Below are 22,494 nucleotides of genomic sequence, written 5' to 3' on the forward strand. Positions count from 1 at the left end.
ATACCTATTATTGTACCTGAAGGTAACAGTCCAAGCTATGAATATCTAGCCTTATGCTTTCTAAGCATTAATTCCCGCTTCACTTGGGCGGAGAATGGCAGAACCTATCGCCAGCAACACTGCCGCCATAAGGCCTAAGATCGCAAAAGGTAACCATAACTCATTCCAGCCCCCGCCGGTTGCAGCGATGTCGATCGCTTGAATGGCCCATTTTTGCGGAACAAAGTTAGCTGCCTTCTGCATATAGTCCGGCATAATGGATAAGGGCCAAAAGCAGCCGCCAAGCATACAAGTCGGTGTGATAATTAGGGAATTCAGCATACCCGCATTATTAGGATTTCGAATTAATCCTGCCACCGTACTCGCGATCCCCATGGACACCAGCATAAATGCCGCAAGAACGAGGAAATATAGATAGATTGGAACTTCATAATCATAATGCAGCACCCAGCGACCTAAAGCCAGCACTACGAGGATCTGAATCAATCCGACCATGAAGCTGCCCAGAAAATTACCAATCGCAATTTCATAAGAACGAACCGGAGCACTGAACATCCGCATCATGGTCCGGCCTTTTCGATCATCCATAATTAGAGATACAGAACTCGTGACGAGGCTCATGAGGAACATTAACGTTAAGCCTGTTACGACTCCCAGTCCCTCCCGAGGATATAAATTATAATCGGTTCGGATGCTGCCAATACTGTGCTGTTCCGCTCTTTGCATAACAGTAGTAAACTGTGCGTCATCGTCGCTAGATCCTTCATTAGCTGCTCCAATGATTGTGGCGGTACTCCGCATTTCATCCGCAATTGCGCTCGCTTTTAATTTAATCATAACGGAAGTTTCATTCGTCTTCAGCTCATACACACTAATTTGTGGCTCTTCTCCGGCAAGGAGTGCCGAGGTGAAGCCTGCTGGGATTAGAATCCCCGCTTCTCCATTCTGAGCAACTACGCCTTCCCTTAAAGCATTCTCGTCAGCTTTTTCTACAAATTTATATTCTCCGGAATTGTTTAATTCAGTGAGCAAGTGCTTACCTGCAGTCCCGTTATCCATATTGGAATACAGCACAACAGCTGGGTTCTCCCCTATCGTTCCAGTAACGGAAACAATACCGGCGAGCACAATACAAGGAAGCAAAATATATATGAGCACACCCTTCCTAGTACCAATGGTTCGTTTCACCATGTTCCAGCCAATTGTTAAGATTTTATCCATGATAACCCACCTTCCGGTACGAAATGGCCGCTGCACTGAACAACACAAGACAGATCAGCGATAACACTCCCAAATTCGGCATGATTTGCGATACATCGGCATGCAGCATCATTTTCAAGATTGCTTGCATGGCCCAATGATTAATCGTGAAAGCCCCTATAGAATTCACCCATGATTCTGGAAGAGGTGCCATGCCTCCACTAATAAAGGTCATACTTACTGTGAGCAGAGTTACGATACTCCTTGCGCTTGCTCCAGTCTTGCTGAACATAGAAATAACGATAGATAATGTCATGGAGGCCACGATCATCAGCAGGCAAAATAGGAACAATAAGCCCGGCTGATTCCCCCAATTCACCCCGAAAAGCACATTCGTTAGAATAATAATGGCTGCGCACTGCACTATACTTACAACACCTACGCCAAGCATTTTACCTATGAATAATTCAGATCCTTTAACGGGCATTGCGTTTATCCGGAAGAGGGTATGATTCTCTTTTTCATTAAAAAGAGAAGTACAAACCGTCAAGCCGCTATATAGCAGAAACATCAGCATCATGGACACCGCATAGAACTGTGAAGAAGTATACGAAACCCCTCCCTCACTCAGTTCTCCAAGCTTTACAGAAGGCAGATTACTGGTAGAACTAGATGCCATAACGTTCATAGCTGCCGGACCCAGTGTCATCGCCACAGACTGCTTATAATTAAGACTCCTCAGAAAATTATCGAATACCGTCCCAGCCACCAGGTTATCTGTACTTTTTTTGCCCAGTATAAATTCCAGCTGTGCTTCTCCACCGCTCTGTACCTTACTATCAAAGCCTGGCGGGACAATCACCGCATAACCATATTTTCCTGTTCGCAGACCGCTTTCTGCTGCATCCCGACTATTTACGGTAATCGGAGTAATGATATCCTTAAGCTCAGATGATTTTAACAAACTGTCCATCATCGACGAGCTCTCGTAACCCTCCCCAGAAGGATTAACAACAGCCACTCGAACAACATCAATCGTAGAGGGACCTTTGTCACCAACGACACCGGAGAGGGAAGCACCTAAGAGAAAGATCAATAACAGGGGCAGTAAAAACATATTTAATATCATAGAACGTGAGCTAAATAGTCTTCGCAGCTCATAGATCATAATCGTCCAAGTATTCATCAGAATAATCCCCCCCTTTAATCTCTTAAGGTCCTTCCGGTCAAGTTTAGAAACAACGTCTCCAGATCAGGTTCTTCAATATTTAGCGAGCCGATAATCCCTTTATGCTTAGCAAAAATAAAAAGGATGTCCTGTAGCTCCCCTTGTGAAGAAGGAAGATACAGCTCGACTACTTCTTCCTTTGCTTCTACGCGTCTAATTCTAGGGTGAAGCGTCAACTCTTGGACAAGCTCTGGTGTGACATTGGTGGCTTTAATGACGATTTTTTCTTCCTTGGCAACGCGTTCCCGCAGTTCTTTTTCCGTGCCGCAAGCAATGATATGCCCTTTATCCATAATGGCTACCCGATCACAAATGGCCGCAACCTCCTCCATATAGTGACTGGTATAAATAACTGTTGAGCCGAGTCGATTGAGCTCTTTAACTGATTCAAGGATATGATTACGAGATTGCGGATCAATCCCCACGGTAGGTTCATCCATAATAATCAGCTTAGGACGATGCATAATCGCGCAGGCAATGTTCAGACGTCTCTTCATCCCTCCGGAGAAGGTTGAGGGTTTCTCTTTGGCTCGGTCGCTAAGCCCTGTGAACACAAGAGCTTCTTCTACCCGTTCCTTCAAGAGCTTGCCACGCAAACCATACAATCTTCCGAAAAAGGTAACGTTATCCGCCGCTGACATCGTGTCGTATAAGGCTAACTCCTGTGGAACCAAACCAATTCTTTTCTTCACCTCAAGCGATTTCGAGGACACAGGCAGACCGTCGATCACAATGTCTCCTCCGTCAATCTTAAGTAGACCACAGATCATACTGATCGTTGTACTTTTACCCGCTCCGTTCGGGCCCAGCAAGCCAAAAATTTCTCCTTCTTCTATCGTCATATTTACATGATCTACTGTTAGCTTACCTTCATATCGTTTCACCACATCGGTTAATACGGCGATTGCCATCCGTTCATCTCTCCTGTCATTTACGCTTTTATAGTTCCAATTCTAGCTTAAAGCGAATGTTCAAGGAGGTACGAAAGGTCATCTTTTGAAGGTGACTTAAGTCATCTCCTGAACTATATTAGTTGAACTTAAGATTTTTCTATTAAGGTAAGTCCGTGACTGCGGTGAATGTTTTTTAGTTCAACTTATATAGTGAGAAAATATGCTAAGATTAGAAAAAAACATAAAGGATGACACAGGCGTGACTAGAGAGCTAGCCCTATTGCGTTACTTACTCATCATAGTTCCTTCATGTATTAGCATTTACATCTACCCATATGCCGACTATGGGATTTTCACGTTACATATTCTGATGCTTCTATTCCTTGTAGTCATGGTGCCAAAGCTGCCCCTGTCCTTTCATGCCTTGATAAGCATTGTGGAAATACTGTTCACCGCCTGGTTATGTTACCAGTACGGCAGCATAATGATTTTCCCCGCGATTTCAGCATTGCTTTATTATTCTAGACTTCAGCCTCAAGCAGTGCCTCTCGTGTTTACGGTTGTGCATCTGATTACCTTAAACATCGCGCTCCGGGATTCCCCACAGCTTATAATCACTATCATCAACATTATGTTTCTGCTCATTGCTTATCTCAACGAATTGCTACAGAGGGCGGGGCGGGGCCGTGAGAACACCCTCCATCTATACGACGAGCTGCGAAAAAAGCATTTCGAGCTGGATGAAGCCCGCAACCGACTGCTGGAGTTTAACGCCCAAGTAGAAGATGCAGCCGAGTCCAAAGAACGGGTTCGTATCTCCCGCCAACTCCATGACGATATCGGCCACCGTCTCATTCGTATTAAAATGATGATGGAAGCTGCGTTACTTACCTTACCCACCTCCCCAGAGAGCGGGATGAAAATGATGGAGCTCATTCGAGATCAGTTGTCAGCCAGCATGGACGATATGCGCTCCGCAGTGAAGCGTATCAACTATACGCCACAATTAGAGGGCGCTTACGCGTTAGACCGACTGCTCGAAGAGACAGGGCGCGATACAGGAATTGAGACCTCATACCAAGTGCTTGGGATACCTTATCCGCTATATCCTAGTATTCAGGTGATCTTGTATAAGAACGCCCGGGAAGCCATAACCAATGCCCTACGTCATGGAAAAGCAACAGCCATTTGGATTGAAATCTACTTCAGCGATACTGGAGTTACTATGGAGGTCAGCAACAACGGGACAGTTCCCGAAGGCAGTAAGCTAAGCAAACTACCGGAAAGTGGAGGGGTGGGAATGAAAGGAATGTTAGAACGAACGCAGCTGATTGGCGGAACCTTGGAACTACTGCAGGAGCCACATTTCACCATTGTTACGCGGTTGCCCATTTATAAGCAGGGAGAGATTGTATAGGGAACGTAGGACTCGAGGCAAAGATGAAATCTAAATTATGAAAAAGGAGCCACGCTAATGATTAAGGTGATGATTGTAGATGACGATCCTTTTATTCGTCAAAGTCTGCAAGTGCTGCTAGGGATGGACCCCGATATTGAAGTGATCGGAGCGGCAAGTGAGGGGAATGAAGCCTTGCGTTTGCTTCAAGCGGGGGACATAGCCGATGTGATTCTAATGGATATTCGGATGCCCGGCTGTGGTGGGGTTGAAGGGACAGAGAAGATTAAGCAGGCTTTCCCACAAGTTTCGATACTGATGCTAACCACCTTCGATGACGATGAGTATATCATTGAAGCGCTTCGCAACGGAGCCAGTGGATATTTGCTCAAAAACATACCGCCAGACCGTATCATACAAGGCGTCAAAACAGTCCATGAAGGTAATATGCTGATTCACCCTGATATTGCGCGCAAGCTTGCCACCTTTCTACAGCCCGCTGCTCGCCCTGAATCTCCACAGGTACAGCCATTGGAATCTTTTGGACTAACCAAAATGGAACTGGCCGTTGTCGCCTCTATCGCTGAGGGGCATAGCAACAAAGAAATCGCCGGACAGCTGTTTCTTAGCGAGGGTACGGTCAAAAATTACATAACAGATATTCTGAGTAAATTAGAGCTGCGGGATCGGACGCAGATTGCTATTTTTTATTTGAAGGGTGGGCGGGGATAGGAGTTCTACAAAAAAGCCCGGACTCCATATTTCCAGAGTCCGGGCTTAACTTTATCTATCCTTCTGCCGATTCCTTCTTGGCTTTATCGACTTTATCGGCTTTGTTCTGTTTGATTCGCCCAATCGGCAGATTCCGGCTGCGAGTACCTGTCTTCATTGCGATGATGCTGAAGATGCTAGAAGGCTTCGCCTCCGCAGTAACCGCTCCATCTGTCTCCGGTACCAGAATGATGCCGAGCTGATGATGGTCCCCGTCGTAGATCGGGCTCTGAAGGTATTTGCTCTCCCCTTCACGGTTCTGCACCTCCAGCTTGCAGAACGCTGGATTCATGCGCAGCGCCTCATGTAGCTGCGCGGCATCGGTCAACAGAACCCCGTTGACCTTCAGTAAAATCTCGCCGGGCAGGATGCCCAGCTCCTGCCCGGGACTGCCCGGCAGCACGGCCAGCACCTTGCGGCCGCGCGGTGGATGCACGAAGATGGGGCTGATGCTGCGCTCTTCCAGAGCGCTGTACCAGCTTAACCCTTCGTGCAGCACCATCGCTGCGAGCGCCGCGAGCAGGGTCAGCGGGCTCCACCAAGCGGCAAGCAGGCTTAAGCCGAGCAGGACGATGCTGTACATCAGCAGCCGTCCTGAAGTGCGGGCCGCCTTGTGCCCGGGCAGCATGCCCTGCGTCATCTCGCTGAAGCCGATGATGACGGGCAAAGAGACCATGCCAAGCCCGCCGCCCAGCAGCGGCTGCCATGGCAGATCCGTTCCTGCCCCCGAAGGGATCAGCAGGAACAGCGGCAGCGGCCAGAAAGCCTGCAGCTGATAGCCGCCGACAACCATGCCGCGCTTGCCCTTCAAAAAGAGGGGCGTCGCAAGCTTCGCTCCTTGCCAGCGGGCCAGCAGCGCCTCCGCCATGTGCAGTAGCGCAGCTAGCACTAGCAATGCGGGAATATCCATCTCCCGTATGGCTGTTGTAATATTCCCGACCGTTCCGCTATGTAAGGCATCCGGAAAGAAAGACAGTACAAATTGAATCACACCTAGCAAACCTATAGAATAAGCGAAGCACAAATACCGTACACGCAATAGCGATAACAGGATACTAACTACCCAAATGCAGGCCACAGCTGTACCTGATAAGGATACTCCTAACAATGTGGCTGCAATAGAAACCACTAGTCCCATCACCAGCCCACTCCACACCGTTCGCCACGTTTCTTGACCCCAGCTATGCAGCTTCACATGAATTAGCTTACGTTCTAATGCCACCTGCCGACGGTAATACAACGCAATAAATATAATAGCAATATAGTAATATGGCTGGATCAATAAGTGTAAGAACGCAGTGCCCAAGCTTCCTAATAATTCCTGAATCACATTCAAACTGTTCGTCACACTCCTTTTCTTCCCTGAATATTAGCCCTTGCTCTTTTTAACAGAAAAAAAGAAGGCTGAATTCAGCCTTCTTACTTTTTCGACGCTGCCGCCTTAATTTCCTTCTGAATCTCAGCAATCCCTCTATTCCGTTGGTTGTCCTTGGCAGGGTCCTGAATCACTTTGATCAGTGCCACCTCCAGCGCCTCCGCGGTCTTGGCATCAATCATGCCTGTGACTTGAAGTTTCGCTTCACTCTGGAATTTCTTCACTGCATTCTTAGTGCCAGTATCGAAATAGCCATCTTTGCGACCAGGCTTGTAGCCTAAGCCATCCAGCATCGTCTGTGCACTCTTTACATCACCGTTGTTCATGTTATATTGAAGCGTCACGCTCTTGTTAATCGGAGCCACTGAGAAGTAATCCGGCTGCGCTACCGCGATATCCGGTTTAATTCCCTTTCCGTGGATCCATGTGCCGTCCGGTGTAAGCCATTTAGCAATGGTAACCTTCAGCAAGCTGCCATCTCCAAGCTGTTTGTCAAAACTTGTCTGCACCGTGCCTTTACCAAATGAATTATCACCAATCAGCTTGGCTCCCGCTGACTGCTGCAAGGCACCCGCCAATATTTCCGAGGCGCTCGCGCTACCTTTATTCATTAGCACTACCACTGGATAAGCCTTGCTCGACCCCTTGGAGGTGCTAACTTCGCGTTTTTTATCTTTGTATTCTATTTGAACTATATTTTTACCAGCTGGAACGAACTCTTCAGCCATCTCAATAACAATCGGGAGGACACCGCCTGGATCATTACGGACATCAATGACCAACCCCTTCATGCCTTGCTTCTCCAGCTTCTCAAGCTCTTCCTTGAATCGTTCTGCGGTATTTAGGGAGAACTGAGTGACCTCGATTACCCCTACTCCGTCTTTTTCCATAGTTGAATATACCGTCTCAAGCTTCACATCATCCCGAGTAAGAGCGAACTCCAGAGGCTCTACAGAGCCAGAACGTTGTATTTTCAAAGTGGCTTTACTGCCTTTAGGTCCGCGTATCTTCGCAACAGCAGCATTCAGATCCATGCCTTCTAACGATTCTCCGTTAACGGAAAGAATGATATCTTTGGCCTGAATTCCTGCTTTTTCAGCAGGTGAACCCTTGATTGGGGAGACCACGACTACCTTACCGTTATCCGAAGAGACTTCTGCACCGATACCTGAAAAGGAACCCTCAATGCTCTCTTCAAATTTCTCAGCAGTTTCTTTTCCCATATAGTTGGAATAGGGATCGCCTAGCGCTTCCATCATACCGTTGACAGCACCATCTATCAGCTTCTCCCGATCTACCGTCTCGTAGTAATTGCTCTCAATCAAACTGAGCGCAGTCCCAAGCTTCTGGGATTCCTTCTGCTGTAGACCTGCAACCTGCAACGCAGAGGCTAATCCTTGTCCTGCAGCTTGTCCAAAGACATGAGTATAACCCGTCACGCCCAAGGTTACTAAGCTACCGCATAGCAGGGCGGCGATAATCATAAACGCCGCGGTGCTTTTTTTTAACATGATGTTCCCACCGTCCCTTCTTGTCCATCTTGTAAACAACATCCTAAGTCCGTCCTGAAAGGTACGGTATCTCTTCCAGTATATGCCGTACAATCAAATAATATGAGTGATAAGTTCGTTAAAAATTAGAGATAAGGCATAGGATTTACAATCTTACCGTCAATCCGTACTTCGAAGTGAAGGTGGGGACCCGTTGAATTACCTGTGGAACCAGATTCAGCAACCACATCACCGCGATTGACTTTATCCCCGGCACTAACTCTAAGACCGCCTTTACGTATATGTCCGTAGAGCGTCCAAACTCCGCCTCCATGATCAATAATTACACAATATCCGTAACCGCTCCACCATTCAGCCAAGATAACCGTTCCGGAATCCGCCGCATGAATATTGGTTCCTTGTGGAACCGCAAAATCGACGCCGGTGTGTACTTTCCCCTTCTCACCCGTGATTGGATGTGTCCGTGGTCCATATGGGGATGAGATTCTTGCGGATCCTACAGGAAGTAGAAACGGCCCATCTCCACCTGAATATCCCGTATCACTAGAGCTGGAGCTAGAACTACTGTTTCCCTTACTAGCTGCAGCTGCAGCTGCAGCCTTCTTGGCAGCCGCCGCAGCTCTACGAGCCGCTTCCGCCTTAGCCGCTGCTGCTCTGCGAGCGGCTTCCTCTGCCTTAATCTTATCCTTTTGCGTTTCCAGCGCAGAGCGTTCGCTTGCCAGTTTGACTAGCTTTTCATTCTGCTCTTCACTTAAATCATCACTTTCTTGAATTTGCTTATCATAGAATGCGATAAGCTCCTGTTTCTCAGCTTCTTTATCCTTCAGCAGACTTCTCTGTTGTTCCAAAGAAGTATACAGCTGCTTGGCTTGGGCATATTGCCCTTCAAGCTCTTGTTTCTTCTCTATCACCGTCTGCTTGTCCAGCTTATGTTGAACTAACAGCTCCTGATCCTGATCCACAATCATCTTAAGTGAATCCGCGCGATCCAGAAAATCAGCGAAGCTTGTCGATGAGAGCAAAACATCCAAGTAAGAAACCGCTCCATCGGTATACATCAAGCGAACACGGGACCCCAAGACTTCCTCTCTGGAGGCGACTCGCGCCTCTGCTTTATCCAATTCCGTTGCAGTAACATTCAAAGATTGTTCTGTATCGGAAATTTGGGTAGAGATTTCGGTCATTTTGCCCTTAACTTGATCCACTTGCTGTAAGACATACTGCAGATTGAGATTCGTCTTATTCTTATAATGCTGTGCTTCCTGCGTTTGGGACGCCGCTTTCTCCTGCTGCGCCTTAGCTTCCTGCACCTCTTTTTGCAGCTGCTTTAGCTGCTTGTCGATTTCGGCAACACTTGTTTTTTTGGCATATCCATCAGAGGGCTGGAATATAGTGACAGCTAGTAACATTACGGCTAGTCCGGCAGCAATCTTCTTCAACTTGCACTCCCCATCCTTCACTTTTTAGTATTAAACTTTCAAGAACCTACGAATAGAAACCGTGCTTCCCCAGACGCCGATCAGCACGCCTAGTCCAACTAGTACACCAACGACCAGCATCCAAATACTATCGAACGGAATTAGCTGCAATTGGAGCATAGGATCTCCCTGTACAGTCGATTCCAAAGTGCTGTAACCCAAATACAAGACAACGGAGGTAATGAGCGATCCGATCAGACCGATCAGTGCTCCTTCTATAAAGAAAGGCCAGCGAATAAAATAATTTGTCGCACCTACGAGCTTCATAATGCCAATCTCCTTACGACGGGCAAGTATCGTAACCCGAATCGTATTAGAGATGAGGAACATAGACATGAGCCCCAGACCTGCTACAAAAATAAAACCAATGTTCCGTACAGCGCGGGTTATTTTGAACAAGGTTTCGATCGAGCCCTTGCCATATTTCACTTTATAAATAGGCTGCTCGGTATGTGTCTTGTTGAGTGCTTCGATCTTCTCAGCCACAAAGGCTACCGTAGTAGGTTCAACAACTTCTACCTTAAGCGTATCTGGGAGAGGGTTATTGTCTTCATCGAACCCTTCCAGAAGCTCAGCCGCGTCCTCACCCATGTCTGCACGGAGATCTTTAAGCCCTTGGTCCTTGGAGATGAACGTAATCTTGCTGACCTCCGGCATATTACCAATTTCAGTCTGCAAAGTCTCACGCAGCTTCTGATCTACATTTAGTGCCAAATGCACATTAATCTGTACCTGACTGTCTGCCCCATCCGCTACGGCATTCACATTAAGAACAAGAAGAATAAATACACCTAGGACAAAAAGAGAGACAACTATGGAAGTGATCGAAGCAATCGACATCCAGCCATTACGGAATACGCTTTTGAAGCCTTCCCGCATGTGTCGCAAGAAGGTCTTAAAACTCATAGCCATATTCCCCTCTCGCCTGGTCTCTCACAATGTTTCCGTTCTCAATCGCAAGCACCCGCTTGCGCATTTTATTCACGATATCTCTATTATGGGTAGCCATTACAATGGTTGTTCCACGAAAATTAATTTCGTCCAGCAGCTGCATAATGCCCCATGAAGTCTCAGGGTCTAAGTTTCCTGTAGGCTCGTCCGCAATAATAACAGATGGGTTGTTAACGATAGCCCGGGCAATTGCAATCCGCTGCTGCTCTCCACCTGAGAGCTGTGAGGGCTCACGATTTGCTTTATTTTTGAGTCCAACCAGATCGAGGACTTCATTCACACGTTTCTTGATGACCTTCTTCGGTGCTTCAATAACTTCCATGGCAAAAGCAACATTCTCATACGCTGTCATCCTTGGCAATAACCGGAAATCTTGAAACACAACGCCGATATTACGGCGCACATATGGGATTTTACGTTGTTTAAGCTTCCCTATGTTAAAGCCTCCCACAGAAATTTGACCTTTAGTTGGCACTTCTTCTCTATAAATCAATTTCATAAAAGTAGATTTACCCGCGCCGGATGGACCGACAACATACACGAATTCATTGCGGTCAATTTTTACTGAAACTCCTTGCAGTGCGTGAGTTCCGTTAGGGTACGTCTTCCATACATCTTGCATTTCAATCATTTTCTCACTTCCCAATTATGACATTTTCCACTTGTGTGAATCGACAGAGTCCAGCTTAAGTTTCCATAAACTTCAATATTTCCGCAATGTATCTATTGTAACAAATCTGTAACCGATTGAGTACCCCGTAACTGCCCCACTATTCGAAAGTTTTGTAATGTCTGTACATATACATATAAAAAGCACCTACTGTACTGCTCGCAGAAGCCATCCAGGAAGGAGATTATTCATGAAAAAAATCCATCTTACCCTCATAATAGTCATTGCACTCATTCTTATCGGCTCATTAATCTATGGGGGATTTCAACTATATGGCCATAAAAACACGCTTCCAAAAGGTACAACCCTTGCCGGATGGGAAGTGGGCGGGCTGAATATCTCAGAGGTACGTTCCGAACTGGAGAACAAGCTACAGGCCCTTGAATCTATCCCCCTTGTGTTACAGGTCGAAGGGAATTCTGAGCTTACCCTCAAACTTAAACAAGCTGGAATGACCTATGAAGCCGCTGCTTTTGAGCAAGGTCTACAAGATCTTACAGAAGGGCGGCTATGGGATCGGGTAAAAACCCGGTACAACTTCCCCCAAAATTGGAGTCTTGAAGCCCATCTGGATATTGCTCAATTACAGTCCATTCTGAGTCCCGCTTGGGAGAGAGAATCCTTCGGAGATCCTGTGGATGCTACGCGGCGAATTACCGGAGATGATCGTGTAATATATACGTCTGAAAAGACTTCCCTTGAAGTGGACTGGACAGGAATGGTGACCTCACTATGGGCTGCTGCCCCCACACGGTTTAATCGTCTGATCACGCTGCAAGAAAAGGGGATTACACTGGAAGTTCCTTTAACCATATTACAGCCAGACATCACTTTAAACGCTTTAAAGGAGCAAGGCATTGAGCGAAAAATCATGCAATTCAGTACTTCTCTCGGTGCAAGTGGCCCTGGGCGAATCTACAACGTTGAATCAGCGGCCAAAGCAGTGAACGGAACCGTGCTCCCACCTGGAGCCGTTTTTGACTATGGCAAGGCTATTGAAAAAGCAAAAATTGAATATGGCTTCCGAGAAGCGCCAGTCATTGTGAACGGTAAGCTTCAAGCCGGCATCGGCGGCGGAATCTGCCAAGTTTCCAGTACGCTGTACAATGCCGCTCTGCGCACCGGACTGGAGATTGTGGAGCGCCGCAATCACTCCTTGCCGGTCAACTATCTACCCAAAGGCCAAGATGCCACCTTCGCTGAAGGCTATATCAACTTCCGTTTTCGCAATACGACTGGCAAATATCTAGTCATTAAAGCGGCTGTGCAAGGCCGATCACTAACGATTAAGCTCTTCGGTACTTTTCCGAAAAATGTTACATATAAGGTCCATTCACAAATCGTAGAGGTGCTGCCTCCAGTAGACAAGTATGTAAACGACCCTTCCCTCCCTCGTGGCGGCTCACGCGTTATACAAAATGGAAAAACCGGATATGTTGTTGAGACTTACAGCACCCGGTTTGTTGACGGTAAATCCACTGAGGTAAAGAAATTATCGCGTGACGTGTATTACGCTCAAAAACGATTAATCGCTATCAATCGTGGAGGCGTAAGCAAATCTGTTATTCCAGAAACACCTAGAAAGCAGTTAGTAGAGGATGGCGTTCGAAGTGAATAAATTACCTACAAAAAAACGGTCAGACCTCGTGAGGTTCTGACCGTTTTTGCCTGTGCATCTATTTTACCTGTAGATGATCTTTGTCGCCTTTAAAATTTACGATTCGGGGGTACATTAGAAATAGACCTATAATCAGAAAGGATGAACATCATGTCAACAGCTCTTGTAAATGATCTTTCTAATATTGTCCGCAGTGCCCCTGCTATTTTTGCCTCACGTACTTGCAGAGAAGCCCTTCGCGTCATGTTCCAGCACCCAGAATCCAAATGCATCGTCGTCTGTAACGCCACGAATGAACCGCTTGGATTGTTAATGAGCGAACGTTTCTTTTTAAAAGCCACAGGAAGATCAGGAGTAGATCTGTTCTACAAAGAGCCTGCCATGAAGCTTATGAACAAAACTCCACTCATATTTGATATTTCTACTCCACTTGAATCCGTATTAGATACTGCTATGAGCCGCCCAGATCCTATGAAGAATGATTGTGTCATTATTACCCGCAAAGGTAAATTCGCAGGTGTTGTATATATCTCTGACCTGAAGCGCAGTTAGTTCATAGCCCCTGCCATCCTCTTTCCTCTAATACCTTCCCCTTTCCTCAGAAAAGAATATCCGGTGACGTGTCGATTCTCCAGTATCCCTCCACTTTCTTCAGCTTCACATACACCGACTCACTGCTTTCCTGCGCATCTGGATAAGGAACGGTCAGTTCAAATTCAGCGGTTGTTGCAGTTTTGGAGAGCATGCGGGCGGTGGCTTTTTCATACATCAATAGATTGCCCACATCTGCATTAACCTGCGACATTCTTCCGTTATACTCCAAAAATTGAGTCTGCACATAATATGCCGCTGCATTATGAGTGTAGGCTTTTTTTATGTAATTCATCAGCTTCGTCTTTGTGCCAATGTCACTGGACAGATAACGGTACTCCTGCGCTTTATACGTGAAGGTTTCTATCGGGAAGATGTTTCCGCCTTGATTACTATAGAAATAAAGAGCTCTTGCATGGACTACCAGCGGAATGATGCTTTTCACCGTCAAATTATTAATGGTAGCAGGGCCCTCTTTCCCAGGGGCAGATACAGCCACCTTCTTGATTTCGGCACTCCCTGCTGACGGCGAAGCCGCCATAACTCCCCCACCTGCTGAGATAAGGCCTATGGAAAGGGCCAACGAACCAATCATCCACTTTTTGTTCATTCGGAATTCCTCCTTTGTCATCCAAGCTAAAACGCCTTCGGCGTCCCTAAAGGACGGTAAGCGTTTATGCGAGAAATATAAAAATAATGTAAAGCGTGAAACGTATACTTTTTATATTCTGAAAAATACAGGCGATAGCCACTGTTCCAGCTTATGCACCCCGCAAGCTAAAATACCCAATAAACAGTAGGATGAAAACGCATTTATATATTTTTAGTAACGAATAAACTCCACCCTCCTGATTTACAGGAAAAATGGAGTCGCATAATGGTGTTATTGCAATGGTTAGAGTTCTAATTCGATGATGGAGTGACAGCCTCATAATAAGCTGTGAAAGCTACGTTAGCAGTCAAAATACTTTCAGGGCTGTTCGCAGAACGCTCTTCATAGGATTGCTGGAAATTAAATGAGTCTACATTCACTATACGGGACAGCTTCTGCAACTCGTCCATCCATTGTCGTATACCCGTATACGTACCTTCTATTACTGCATTCATTTTAATCTGTTTAACCGTCGGGAACAGCACTTCAGCCGAGCCCGTCATTTGCTGAATCGGATTAGCCTCATCCAAAATAAAGCTGACGTCCTTTAAGCGTGCTTCTGAGGAAGTGCTAACGCCCCATAAATCAACAATCAAGCCTTCGCTGTCATCGCCTTTCGGGAGTGCTGCTAGGAGCTCCTGTTGTTCCGAATCCACAGAAGTAGCACTGCTTTTTAGTTCATTAATTTTAGTTTGGAGAATCTCTGCTTCTTCTTCCAGCTGGCTAACCTCGGCGTTCTGTGCGGATATTTCCTTATTGGTCGGCTGAACACCTAACATATAAAAGGCAAACAGCATCAAGAACAGAATCAATACACCTAATACGATTGGAGAACGATACTTATTAATCTGTTCCATCGCTGTTCACCTCCTCTTGGCTTGCATCTGTTCCAATTTCCTGCTGCTTATTTTCTACTAAGTTTACTTTATAAATGGCTGTATACATAGTAAAAGAAGTGTTTGCATCCGTTGTTCCTTCGGTCAGCTTCAGAATCGGTGCGTCCACCGTAAAAGACATTTGGCGTAGTTGTCTCAAATAACTGGAGGCATCTACCATAGTAGGTACATTTACAGTCAGATCAATAGCTGTTCGGTAGGTGTAGTTAATGTCACGGATAAAAGCACCCGGTGGTAACCCTTCGACTAATTCATCCAGAATCGGAACAGCAATTACCTTATTGTTCTGAATCTCTGCGATTGCCGTCTTCCGATCTAACTGTCCAGGTCCGCTGTTCTTAAGTTTCCCAAGCTCTACCTGTAGCATTAAACTGCGATCCTGTAAACCTTGCAGCTCCTCTTTACCATTAGAAATTTGACCCTTATTAGCCGAAAAATAAATCCCCGTCCCAATCGTTCCCACCAGCCAGATCGCCACAAGACCCATGGTCACATAGGGGAATAATAACGTCTCCCGATCCTCTCTTGGCAGTAGGTCAATCGTGTCCACGTTGATGATGCTTTTCAGGGCTGTCCCTGCTGCTACTCGGTAATCATTTAACTCAGGATCAGATACAGCATCTTTCCCTATCTGGTCTAGACTTATCGGTGTAATGTCTAGTTCTGCCAACGACTGCTGCAGCTCTATGTCTAGCTGTTTACGAATGGATGGGGCTCCTGTGATGACTAAGTTATTGATACGTGTCGAGCCATCGTGCAAGCTGTATTGGTAGAAGCTAAGCATCCGTGAGATTTCCGCAGTGATTTCCACCATTTGCTCCGGTGATAATTGCTCTTCCACCGCAACGGCTGTTTCTGCCAAAACCTCACTGTCGGCCACGAAATCCATTGCCGCCACATTTCTACCCATATGAAGATCAAGCAAGTTAATCGTACGAATGAACACCGGATTTCCGTTTCTGAACATGTAAACGTCCATGACGGATGGCTCTAAATTAATTAGCATCGTTTCTGCAAAGCTTTCCCCATGTCCAGTCGTTATACTGCGCGCCAAGGCGGTTGCCGAAATTTCAACACTGCTTATACGGAGGCCCGCACGCTCCAAAATTTCCACATAATCCTGTATCGATTTCCGTGGAGCGGCAAATACGAGTAAATGACTATGCTCCTCATCCACTTCGAGCGTCACATAGTCATAAACAGGATTTTCAAATGGTAAATGCAGCCCCGTCTCCACTTCCAGCTTCACGAGCTGCTCTACCTGCTTATCGTTGGTACTTGGGATGCTCATTTTGCGGATGATGATCTGCGAAGGTGGAATAGACAAGGAAACCTTACTGCCCCTTAACCCTTCCTTCTTCACCCACTGTCTTACCCGATCATAAAGTGCCTCGCTATCCGCCACCTGATTCTCAATGATCATGCCTGGAAGGAGCGGAAGATACCGTTTTTTGCGGACTTCCCATGACTGTTTATTCTTAAAACTAATATAACGGATTCCGGTAGCTTCAATAGAAAGCCCGGCCACTTTAGGGCCTAATCCAAGCATATAATCGATGTCCTCCTATCCGATGAGCGAGAGATACGCGCCAATGATGTGTGAACCATATCCGTAACTAATTAATGCCCCTATTGCTAACCATGGTCCAAAAGGAATCGGTTGTTTTCGTTTGATGATTCCGAGCAGCAGCAGCAGTCCTCCGACCACACTTCCAAGCAGACAAGCCATCAGAAAAGCCAAAATAACATTAGGAAATCCAATCACCAAGCCCAGCAGCGCAAATAACTTCATATCCCCGGCACCCATCCCTCCTAACAGAACAAAAGGAATAAGGGCCCCTCCCCCAAGTACAGCGCCCAATAATTGATGCCATAGCGGTCCTTCAGGAAATAGCATTACAAGAATGAGTAGGATCGGCAAAAAGAATAGCAATACCTTGTTCGGAATCAGCATGTACTTCAAATCCGCAACCGTCACTGTAACCGCTAAACTCACAAACACGAACCCGAGGATTCCCTTCCCCGTCAAACCAAATTGCAAATATACCCATAGAAAAAGCAAACCCGTCGCCGCTTCTCCTAATGGATATAAAGGCGACACCTTTGTGCCGCAGTAACGACACTTGCCTCCTGACAGCAGGTAGCTTATCACCGGAAACAAGTCCCGCGCCTTCAGCCGCGTATTGCAGTTCGGGCAATGTGACGGTGGATTGAGCAAGGATTCCTTAGCTGGCACCCGCAGTGCCACTACGTTATAGAAGGAGCCTAGAATCAGGCCCAGTAAGGTGATGTAACTTGCGATGAATATCGTCATGGATGTCCTCTATTGGCTTTTGGATTTTAAAAAAGGAATCGGGAAGTCCGATTCCTTTGGGGCGGCTAATCAACAATTACATGGATATTATTGTTTTAATACATCTGGACCCTCAAAAGTTTTTGCTGCAGTAAGATACTCTTTTGTGGTATTAATATTCACACTTTTCAGAGTTCCATTTGCATCAAAAACAACAGTTCCTCCAGTTATTTCTTCTTTATTTTTAGGATAATATATAGTTCCTTCTAGGTAGCCATTTTGAGTCAGATCTGGTGTCTTAGTATCAGCATCCTTTATAATTACAGTCTTATCTTTAAAAGCCCCATTCTCTTCAGCAGTTACATACAATCTTGCTGCATCATAAATTTGACGGGCGGTCGCTAAACTAGAATCATCCTTAGACTTACTAATTATATTACCAATCATCGGTATCGCAATAACCGCAATAATCCCCAAAATAACGATAACCGCCAATAACTCAATCAGCGTAAACCCCTTTTGATTTTCCTCTTTACTCAATCTTCTTTTAATGGCTTGTGCTAACATTTTATTTCCCCCTCTAAGTGGTGTGTGGTAATACAGTTTATATCTTTTTTTTCCTTGAATCCCGCTACAATGCTCGTTATTCCTTGTCTAGCGCCAACAAAAGCTCTGCAATCCTGCCCCGCCTCCCCGGCGTCACCCCTCTCAATATCTTCAAGGAACCGTAAGGTTCACATATTGCCGTACAGACTGAACATCGGCAGCATAATAGCGGCCACAATCACACCTACAACACCTGCTAGAAAAGCAATCAACAACGGTTCAAGCAGCGACTTCAGACGATCAACGGTATTCTCCACGTCCATCTCATAGAAATCAGCTACCTTAGACAACATCGTGTCGAGTGCCCCCGTCTCTTCACCAATCGCAATCATCTGTGTAACTAGCGGCGGGAAGACCCAAGCTTTTTTTAGCGGCTCAGATAGTGGATTTCCTTGTCGCAACGAATCGCCCGCACTTCGGATGAATTTCCCAATAACCTTATTTCCGGCTACTTCCTCTACAATCACCAAGGATTGCAGAATCGGGACTGAGCTGGCATAAAGAGAAGAAAAAGTACGCGTAAACTGAGCAATCGAGCCTTTTTGATTCAGCTTGCCGAACACCGGAATCTTAAGCTTGGCATAATCGAGTGCGTAGGCACCCTTTTCTGTATGTTTTGTAATCTGAAAAGCTATCACTAGGAGAAGAACTCCGAGTATCCAGAAATACCATTGCCCTTGAATGCTTTTACTCAGTGCCAATACCATCTTTGTAATCGCCGGAAGCTCTGCATTCATCGATTCGAACATCGTTACAAACTGTGGAACAATCGCCCAGAGTAGGTATATAACCGCTCCAATCGCCATAACCCCGACCGTAATCGGGTAAGTGAGCGCAGACTTGATCTTCTCTGTCGTGGTGTGCTGTTTCTCAAAAAACATCGCCAGCCTGTCCAAAGTTCCCTCAATATCACCGGATTCTTCACCTGCTCGGATCATGCTGACAAATAGCTGCGGGAAGATTTTTTTATGATCCTGAACGGCTTGTGAGAACGAGATCCCGCGCATGAGGCTAGAATTCACATCTACTAACGCTTTGCGCAGCGGCTTACTCTCAGTTTGCTCTGCCAAAATACGCGTTGCATCCACAATCGACACCCCAGCACGCATTAGCGTGGCGAACTGCCTACAATAAATAATGAAATGAAGCGGCTTAACCGGATTACCGATATAAATGTCCATCGATAGAATCGTTGTTTTTCGTTCGATCAGCGAGAACACTGTAAGCCCCCGCTTACGCAGCTCTTCCATCGCCGTAGGCTTATCAGTTGCGGTAAGCTTTCCTTTAATGGATTTGCCTGCGATTGTCTTTACTTGATATTCAAAAAGTGGCATCAGCTACTCACCTCCGCCATAAACGCCTTAGCTGCTGCTGGTTCAATGAACCCCTGCGATAAATAGTCGCGGATACTCATGTCCAGCGTATGCATGCCTTGCGCGCGTCCGGTTTGCATTACATTTTTAATCTGATGTGTCTTTTCGGTACGAATGAGATTGGCTACTGCAGGTGTATTCACTAAGATCTCTGTTGCACATATCCGCCCCCGTCCCCCTGCTCTTGGAAACAACCGCTGACTAACAACTGCCAGTAATACTGAGGCCAGCTGTGAACGGATCTGCCCCTGCTGATGACCCGGAAAGGCGTCAATAATTCGATCAATCGTCTGTGGTGCGTCTGTTGTATGTAAGGTTGCCATCACAAGATGACCTGTCTCTGCGGCAGTAACTGCTGCTGTAATGGTCTCCAGATCCCGCATCTCTCCAACGAGAATAACGTCCGGATCCTGACGTAACGCAGCACGTAGTCCGCTCGCAAAGCTAGCTGTGTCGCTACCCACTTCACGTTGATCCACTAGACAGGTTCCGTGACTATGCAGAAATTCTATAGGATCTTCAAGTGTCACAATATGTTTGCTTTCGGTCTTGTTAATGTAATTCAGCATAGCTGCTAACGTAGAGGATTTACCGCTGCCCGTAGGGCCTGTAACTAGAATCAAACCTTGTGGTTTGAGTGACAAAGTGGACAAAATCGGAGGCATCGACAGCTGTTCCAGACTCGGAATCTCTGCAGGAATGGCCCGGGCAGCGATACTAATCTCACCCCGCTGACGATAGACATTCACCCGAAATCTTACGCAGCAATCCAGCGGATAAGAGAAATCCAGCTCGCCTGCATTCCGAAACACTACGTTTCGTTCACTGCCAAGCAGCGCTTCTGCCATTTCTGCAGCTTCATCAGCTGTTACTGGTGCACCCTCAAGTGGGTGAAGTGTTCCATCCATACGTATCACCGGAGACGAGCCTACAGAGATATGTAAGTCGGAAGCTTTGGAGGAGTAAGCCGTCTGCAAAAGCTGTCTAATATCCCGCGTATACGTTGGCATCCGCTGCTCCCCCTATTTTAAAATGAAAAACACCTAAAAGACCCTAATGTGAGACCGTTTCGCGCATTACTTCTTGAAGCGTTGTAATCCCTTGACTAACTTTGAGTAAGCCATCATCCATCAGTTGAACAAGTCCACGCGCTTTACCTGCGGCACGGAGTTCTTCTACTGAAGCAGTGTTCGTAATAAGCTGGCGCAAATGATCGTCAATACTGAGTACCTCATGAATCGCTATTCGGCCACGATAGCCAGAACTGCTACAACTACCGCAACCTCGACCACGATGTAGTTCATCCGCTGGCAACCCCAAGCTACGTAGCATAATCGCTTCCTGCTCAGACGGTTTGTAGGTTTCTTTGCAGTCGGTGCAGATTTTGCGAACGAGCCGCTGCGCTACCACACCAATTAGTGAGGAGGCAATTAAATAAGGCTCTACCCCCATATCTCGCAAGCGAGAGACGGAGCTAATCGCATCGTTTGTATGTAAAGTAGACAACACTAGATGACCCGTTAATGAGGCACGAACCGCAATTTCAGCAGTTTCCGCATCCCGTATCTCACCGACCATTACAATATTCGGATCTTGTCGGAGAATCGAACGTAATCCCGCCGCAAAGGTTAACCCGATAGCCGAGTTTACGTGCACCTGGTTTACACCCTCAAGCTGGTATTCCACTGGATCTTCAACCGTGATAATATTTGCACTTTCTACATTGAGTTGATTCAGCGCTGAATATAAAGTCGTTGTCTTCCCACTACCTGTAGGTCCAGTGATTAGCAGAATTCCATAAGGACGAGCAATCATTTCCTTAAAAGCTTCCGCATTCCCCTCACTGAATCCCAAAGCATCTACAGATTTAACCCCAGTGCTTAAATCTAGCAACCGCAGCACAATCTTCTCTCCGTGCATCGTAGGTAATGAGGACACGCGAATATCTACCATTTTGAAATCAAACTGCATTTTGATTCGGCCGTCTTGTGGCAAACGCCGTTCTGCGATATTCAGTCGGGCCATTATTTTCAGACGAGCGGTTATAAAGCCCTGCATTTGCTTAGGAATAATCCGCTCTGTCCGTAAAGTTCCATCAATGCGGTAGCGGATGGTTAGATTATTTTCACCTGGATCCATATGTATATCAGACGCCCGCAGGGCAACTGCCTGCTGAATCATTTGATTGACCAAACGAACAATCGGAGAGTCCTCGTCTGTAATCTCTGTTTCTTCTATTTCTTCCTGTGTCGGGAGTTCTACTAGCATCTGATTCATAGAATCACGCATCCCATAATGACGCGCAATCGCCCGCTGCAGCTCATCCCTCGTAGAAATAGCAGGTTCGATCCGGAACCCTGTACTCATTCGCAAATCTTCTATCGCAAAATAATCCAGCGGATCGGCCATCGCAACCATCAGCTTACCGCCTTCTTTTAAGAAGGGAAGAACTTGGTATCGCTTTGCCATACTTTCAGGAATAATCTGCGTGATCGCAGGATCAATCTGGTATTTGAATAAACTGACATGCGGAATACCGAGCTGGAATTCAAGCACTTCAATCAGCTGTTGCTCCGTGATATAGCCTTGAGAAATTAGCAGATCACCAAGCTTACGCTTGCTTTTACGCTGTTCCGCAAGTGCTTCAAGCAGCTGTTCCTGCGAAATAATATTATTTTCTACCAGCAAATCTCCAAGTCTCTTTTTCGCAATGGCCATGTCCGTTCAGCTCCATATGCCGTTATTGGTTATACTTTTACACTGACCTCAATAATGGATAATAATAGGAATAACCAAAGATAAATTACCAGTTCTATTTCTGCAAAATACGAAAATTATTTTTTCCATAATACGAATTCATCATTTTTGTCAAACTAGCGTATTTTTCAATATGCTTGGGACTTTAGTAATGAATTTATAGGTATATTTCAATAGATTTATGTTGTCTATCAATGCTGAATGTCCTAGAATGTATATAACATAGATTGGATAA

At 46.1% G+C, this 22,494-nt stretch carries 20 protein-coding genes; 4 read left to right on the top strand and 16 right to left on the bottom strand.

Annotation, left to right across the window (positions count from 1 at the left end; all coding sequences use genetic code 11):
- Positions 1-60: 60 nt before the first annotated feature.
- From MHB64_RS28260 to MHB64_RS28270, 3 genes are read right to left on the bottom strand one after another with little or no spacing between them, the layout of a single operon-like run.
- Positions 61-1,221, bottom strand: a complete 1,161-nt coding sequence (locus MHB64_RS28260) for an ABC transporter permease (RefSeq protein ID WP_094870870.1) — start codon at positions 1,219-1,221, stop codon at positions 61-63.
- Positions 1,214-2,386: an ABC transporter permease gene (locus MHB64_RS28265; protein WP_094876530.1), complete on the bottom strand. Its 1,173-nt coding sequence runs from the start codon at positions 2,384-2,386 to the stop codon at positions 1,214-1,216. The genes MHB64_RS28260 and MHB64_RS28265 overlap by 8 nt, the downstream gene beginning before the upstream one ends.
- Before the next feature lie 17 nt (positions 2,387-2,403).
- On the bottom strand, positions 2,404-3,339 hold the full coding sequence (locus MHB64_RS28270) for an ABC transporter ATP-binding protein (protein WP_094876531.1): 936 nt from the start codon (positions 3,337-3,339) through the stop codon (positions 2,404-2,406).
- A gap of 241 nt (positions 3,340-3,580) precedes the next feature.
- Between MHB64_RS28270 and MHB64_RS28275 the strand changes: the two genes are divergently transcribed.
- Entirely contained in the window at positions 3,581-4,738 is a 1,158-nt protein-coding gene (locus MHB64_RS28275; RefSeq protein ID WP_341135849.1) for a sensor histidine kinase, read from the top strand.
- 57 nt (positions 4,739-4,795) lie between these two features.
- The gene (locus MHB64_RS28280; RefSeq protein ID WP_094870877.1) at positions 4,796-5,449 is read left to right on the top strand and encodes a response regulator; all 654 of its coding nucleotides are present in this window, start codon (positions 4,796-4,798) and stop codon (positions 5,447-5,449) included.
- Between the two features lie 55 nt (positions 5,450-5,504).
- Here the strand turns inward: MHB64_RS28280 and MHB64_RS28285 are convergent, their stop codons facing one another.
- From MHB64_RS28285 to ftsE, 5 genes are all read right to left on the bottom strand, one after another.
- Positions 5,505-6,356: a PDZ domain-containing protein gene (locus MHB64_RS28285; protein WP_341135850.1), complete on the bottom strand. Its 852-nt coding sequence runs from the start codon at positions 6,354-6,356 to the stop codon at positions 5,505-5,507.
- Between the two features lie 551 nt (positions 6,357-6,907).
- Positions 6,908-8,374 (bottom strand): S41 family peptidase, encoded by a 1,467-nt coding sequence (locus tag MHB64_RS28290; RefSeq protein WP_341135851.1) that lies wholly within the window; start codon positions 8,372-8,374, stop codon positions 6,908-6,910.
- Positions 8,375-8,499: 125 nt separating this feature from the next.
- Entirely contained in the window at positions 8,500-9,813 is a 1,314-nt protein-coding gene (locus MHB64_RS28295) for a murein hydrolase activator EnvC family protein (protein ID WP_341135852.1), read from the bottom strand.
- 30 nt (positions 9,814-9,843) lie between these two features.
- A complete protein-coding gene (ftsX, locus tag MHB64_RS28300) occupies positions 9,844-10,758 on the bottom strand; it encodes a permease-like cell division protein FtsX (protein WP_094870884.1) in 915 nt (304 codons plus the stop codon).
- Positions 10,748-11,434, bottom strand: a complete 687-nt coding sequence (ftsE, locus tag MHB64_RS28305) for a cell division ATP-binding protein FtsE (protein ID WP_094870886.1) — start codon at positions 11,432-11,434, stop codon at positions 10,748-10,750. Before ftsE ends, ftsX begins: the two co-directional genes overlap by 11 nt.
- A 229-nt stretch (positions 11,435-11,663) precedes the next feature.
- Here ftsE and MHB64_RS28310 point away from each other — a divergent pair, with 229 nt between their 5' ends.
- A complete protein-coding gene (locus MHB64_RS28310; RefSeq protein ID WP_280787242.1) occupies positions 11,664-13,091 on the top strand; it encodes a VanW family protein in 1,428 nt (475 codons plus the stop codon).
- A 150-nt stretch (positions 13,092-13,241) separates the two neighbouring features.
- On the top strand, positions 13,242-13,643 hold the full coding sequence (locus MHB64_RS28315; protein WP_341135853.1) for a CBS domain-containing protein: 402 nt from the start codon (positions 13,242-13,244) through the stop codon (positions 13,641-13,643).
- A 46-nt stretch (positions 13,644-13,689) separates the two neighbouring features.
- Here the strand turns inward: MHB64_RS28315 and MHB64_RS28320 are convergent, their stop codons facing one another.
- From MHB64_RS28320 to MHB64_RS28355, 8 genes are all read right to left on the bottom strand, one after another.
- Positions 13,690-14,292, bottom strand: a complete 603-nt coding sequence (locus MHB64_RS28320) for a DL-endopeptidase inhibitor IseA family protein (RefSeq protein ID WP_341135854.1) — start codon at positions 14,290-14,292, stop codon at positions 13,690-13,692.
- A gap of 293 nt (positions 14,293-14,585) precedes the next feature.
- Complete coding sequence (gene pilO / locus MHB64_RS28325) at positions 14,586-15,191, bottom strand: type 4a pilus biogenesis protein PilO (protein WP_341135855.1); 606 nt, start codon at positions 15,189-15,191, stop codon at positions 14,586-14,588.
- Positions 15,178-16,779, bottom strand: coding sequence for a pilus assembly protein PilM (gene pilM / locus MHB64_RS28330; RefSeq protein ID WP_341135856.1), 1,602 nt, complete (start codon positions 16,777-16,779; stop codon positions 15,178-15,180). Before pilM ends, pilO begins: the two co-directional genes overlap by 14 nt.
- A gap of 15 nt (positions 16,780-16,794) precedes the next feature.
- On the bottom strand, positions 16,795-17,544 hold the full coding sequence (locus MHB64_RS28335) for a prepilin peptidase (protein ID WP_341135857.1): 750 nt from the start codon (positions 17,542-17,544) through the stop codon (positions 16,795-16,797).
- A gap of 87 nt (positions 17,545-17,631) precedes the next feature.
- A complete protein-coding gene (locus tag MHB64_RS28340; protein WP_341135858.1) occupies positions 17,632-18,090 on the bottom strand; it encodes a type II secretion system protein in 459 nt (152 codons plus the stop codon).
- Between the two features lie 167 nt (positions 18,091-18,257).
- Positions 18,258-19,463, bottom strand: coding sequence for a type II secretion system F family protein (locus MHB64_RS28345; protein ID WP_341135859.1), 1,206 nt, complete (start codon positions 19,461-19,463; stop codon positions 18,258-18,260).
- Positions 19,463-20,512: a type IV pilus twitching motility protein PilT gene (locus tag MHB64_RS28350; RefSeq protein WP_341135860.1), complete on the bottom strand. Its 1,050-nt coding sequence runs from the start codon at positions 20,510-20,512 to the stop codon at positions 19,463-19,465. The genes MHB64_RS28345 and MHB64_RS28350 overlap by 1 nt, the downstream gene beginning before the upstream one ends.
- 43 nt (positions 20,513-20,555) lie before the next feature.
- Positions 20,556-22,220: a GspE/PulE family protein gene (locus MHB64_RS28355; protein WP_341135861.1), complete on the bottom strand. Its 1,665-nt coding sequence runs from the start codon at positions 22,218-22,220 to the stop codon at positions 20,556-20,558.
- Positions 22,221-22,494: the final 274 nt, after the last annotated feature.

It is taken from the genome of Paenibacillus sp. FSL K6-2859 (assembly GCF_038008265.1).
GTDB lineage: Bacteria > Bacillota > Bacilli > Paenibacillales > Paenibacillaceae > Paenibacillus_AQ > Paenibacillus_AQ nitricinens.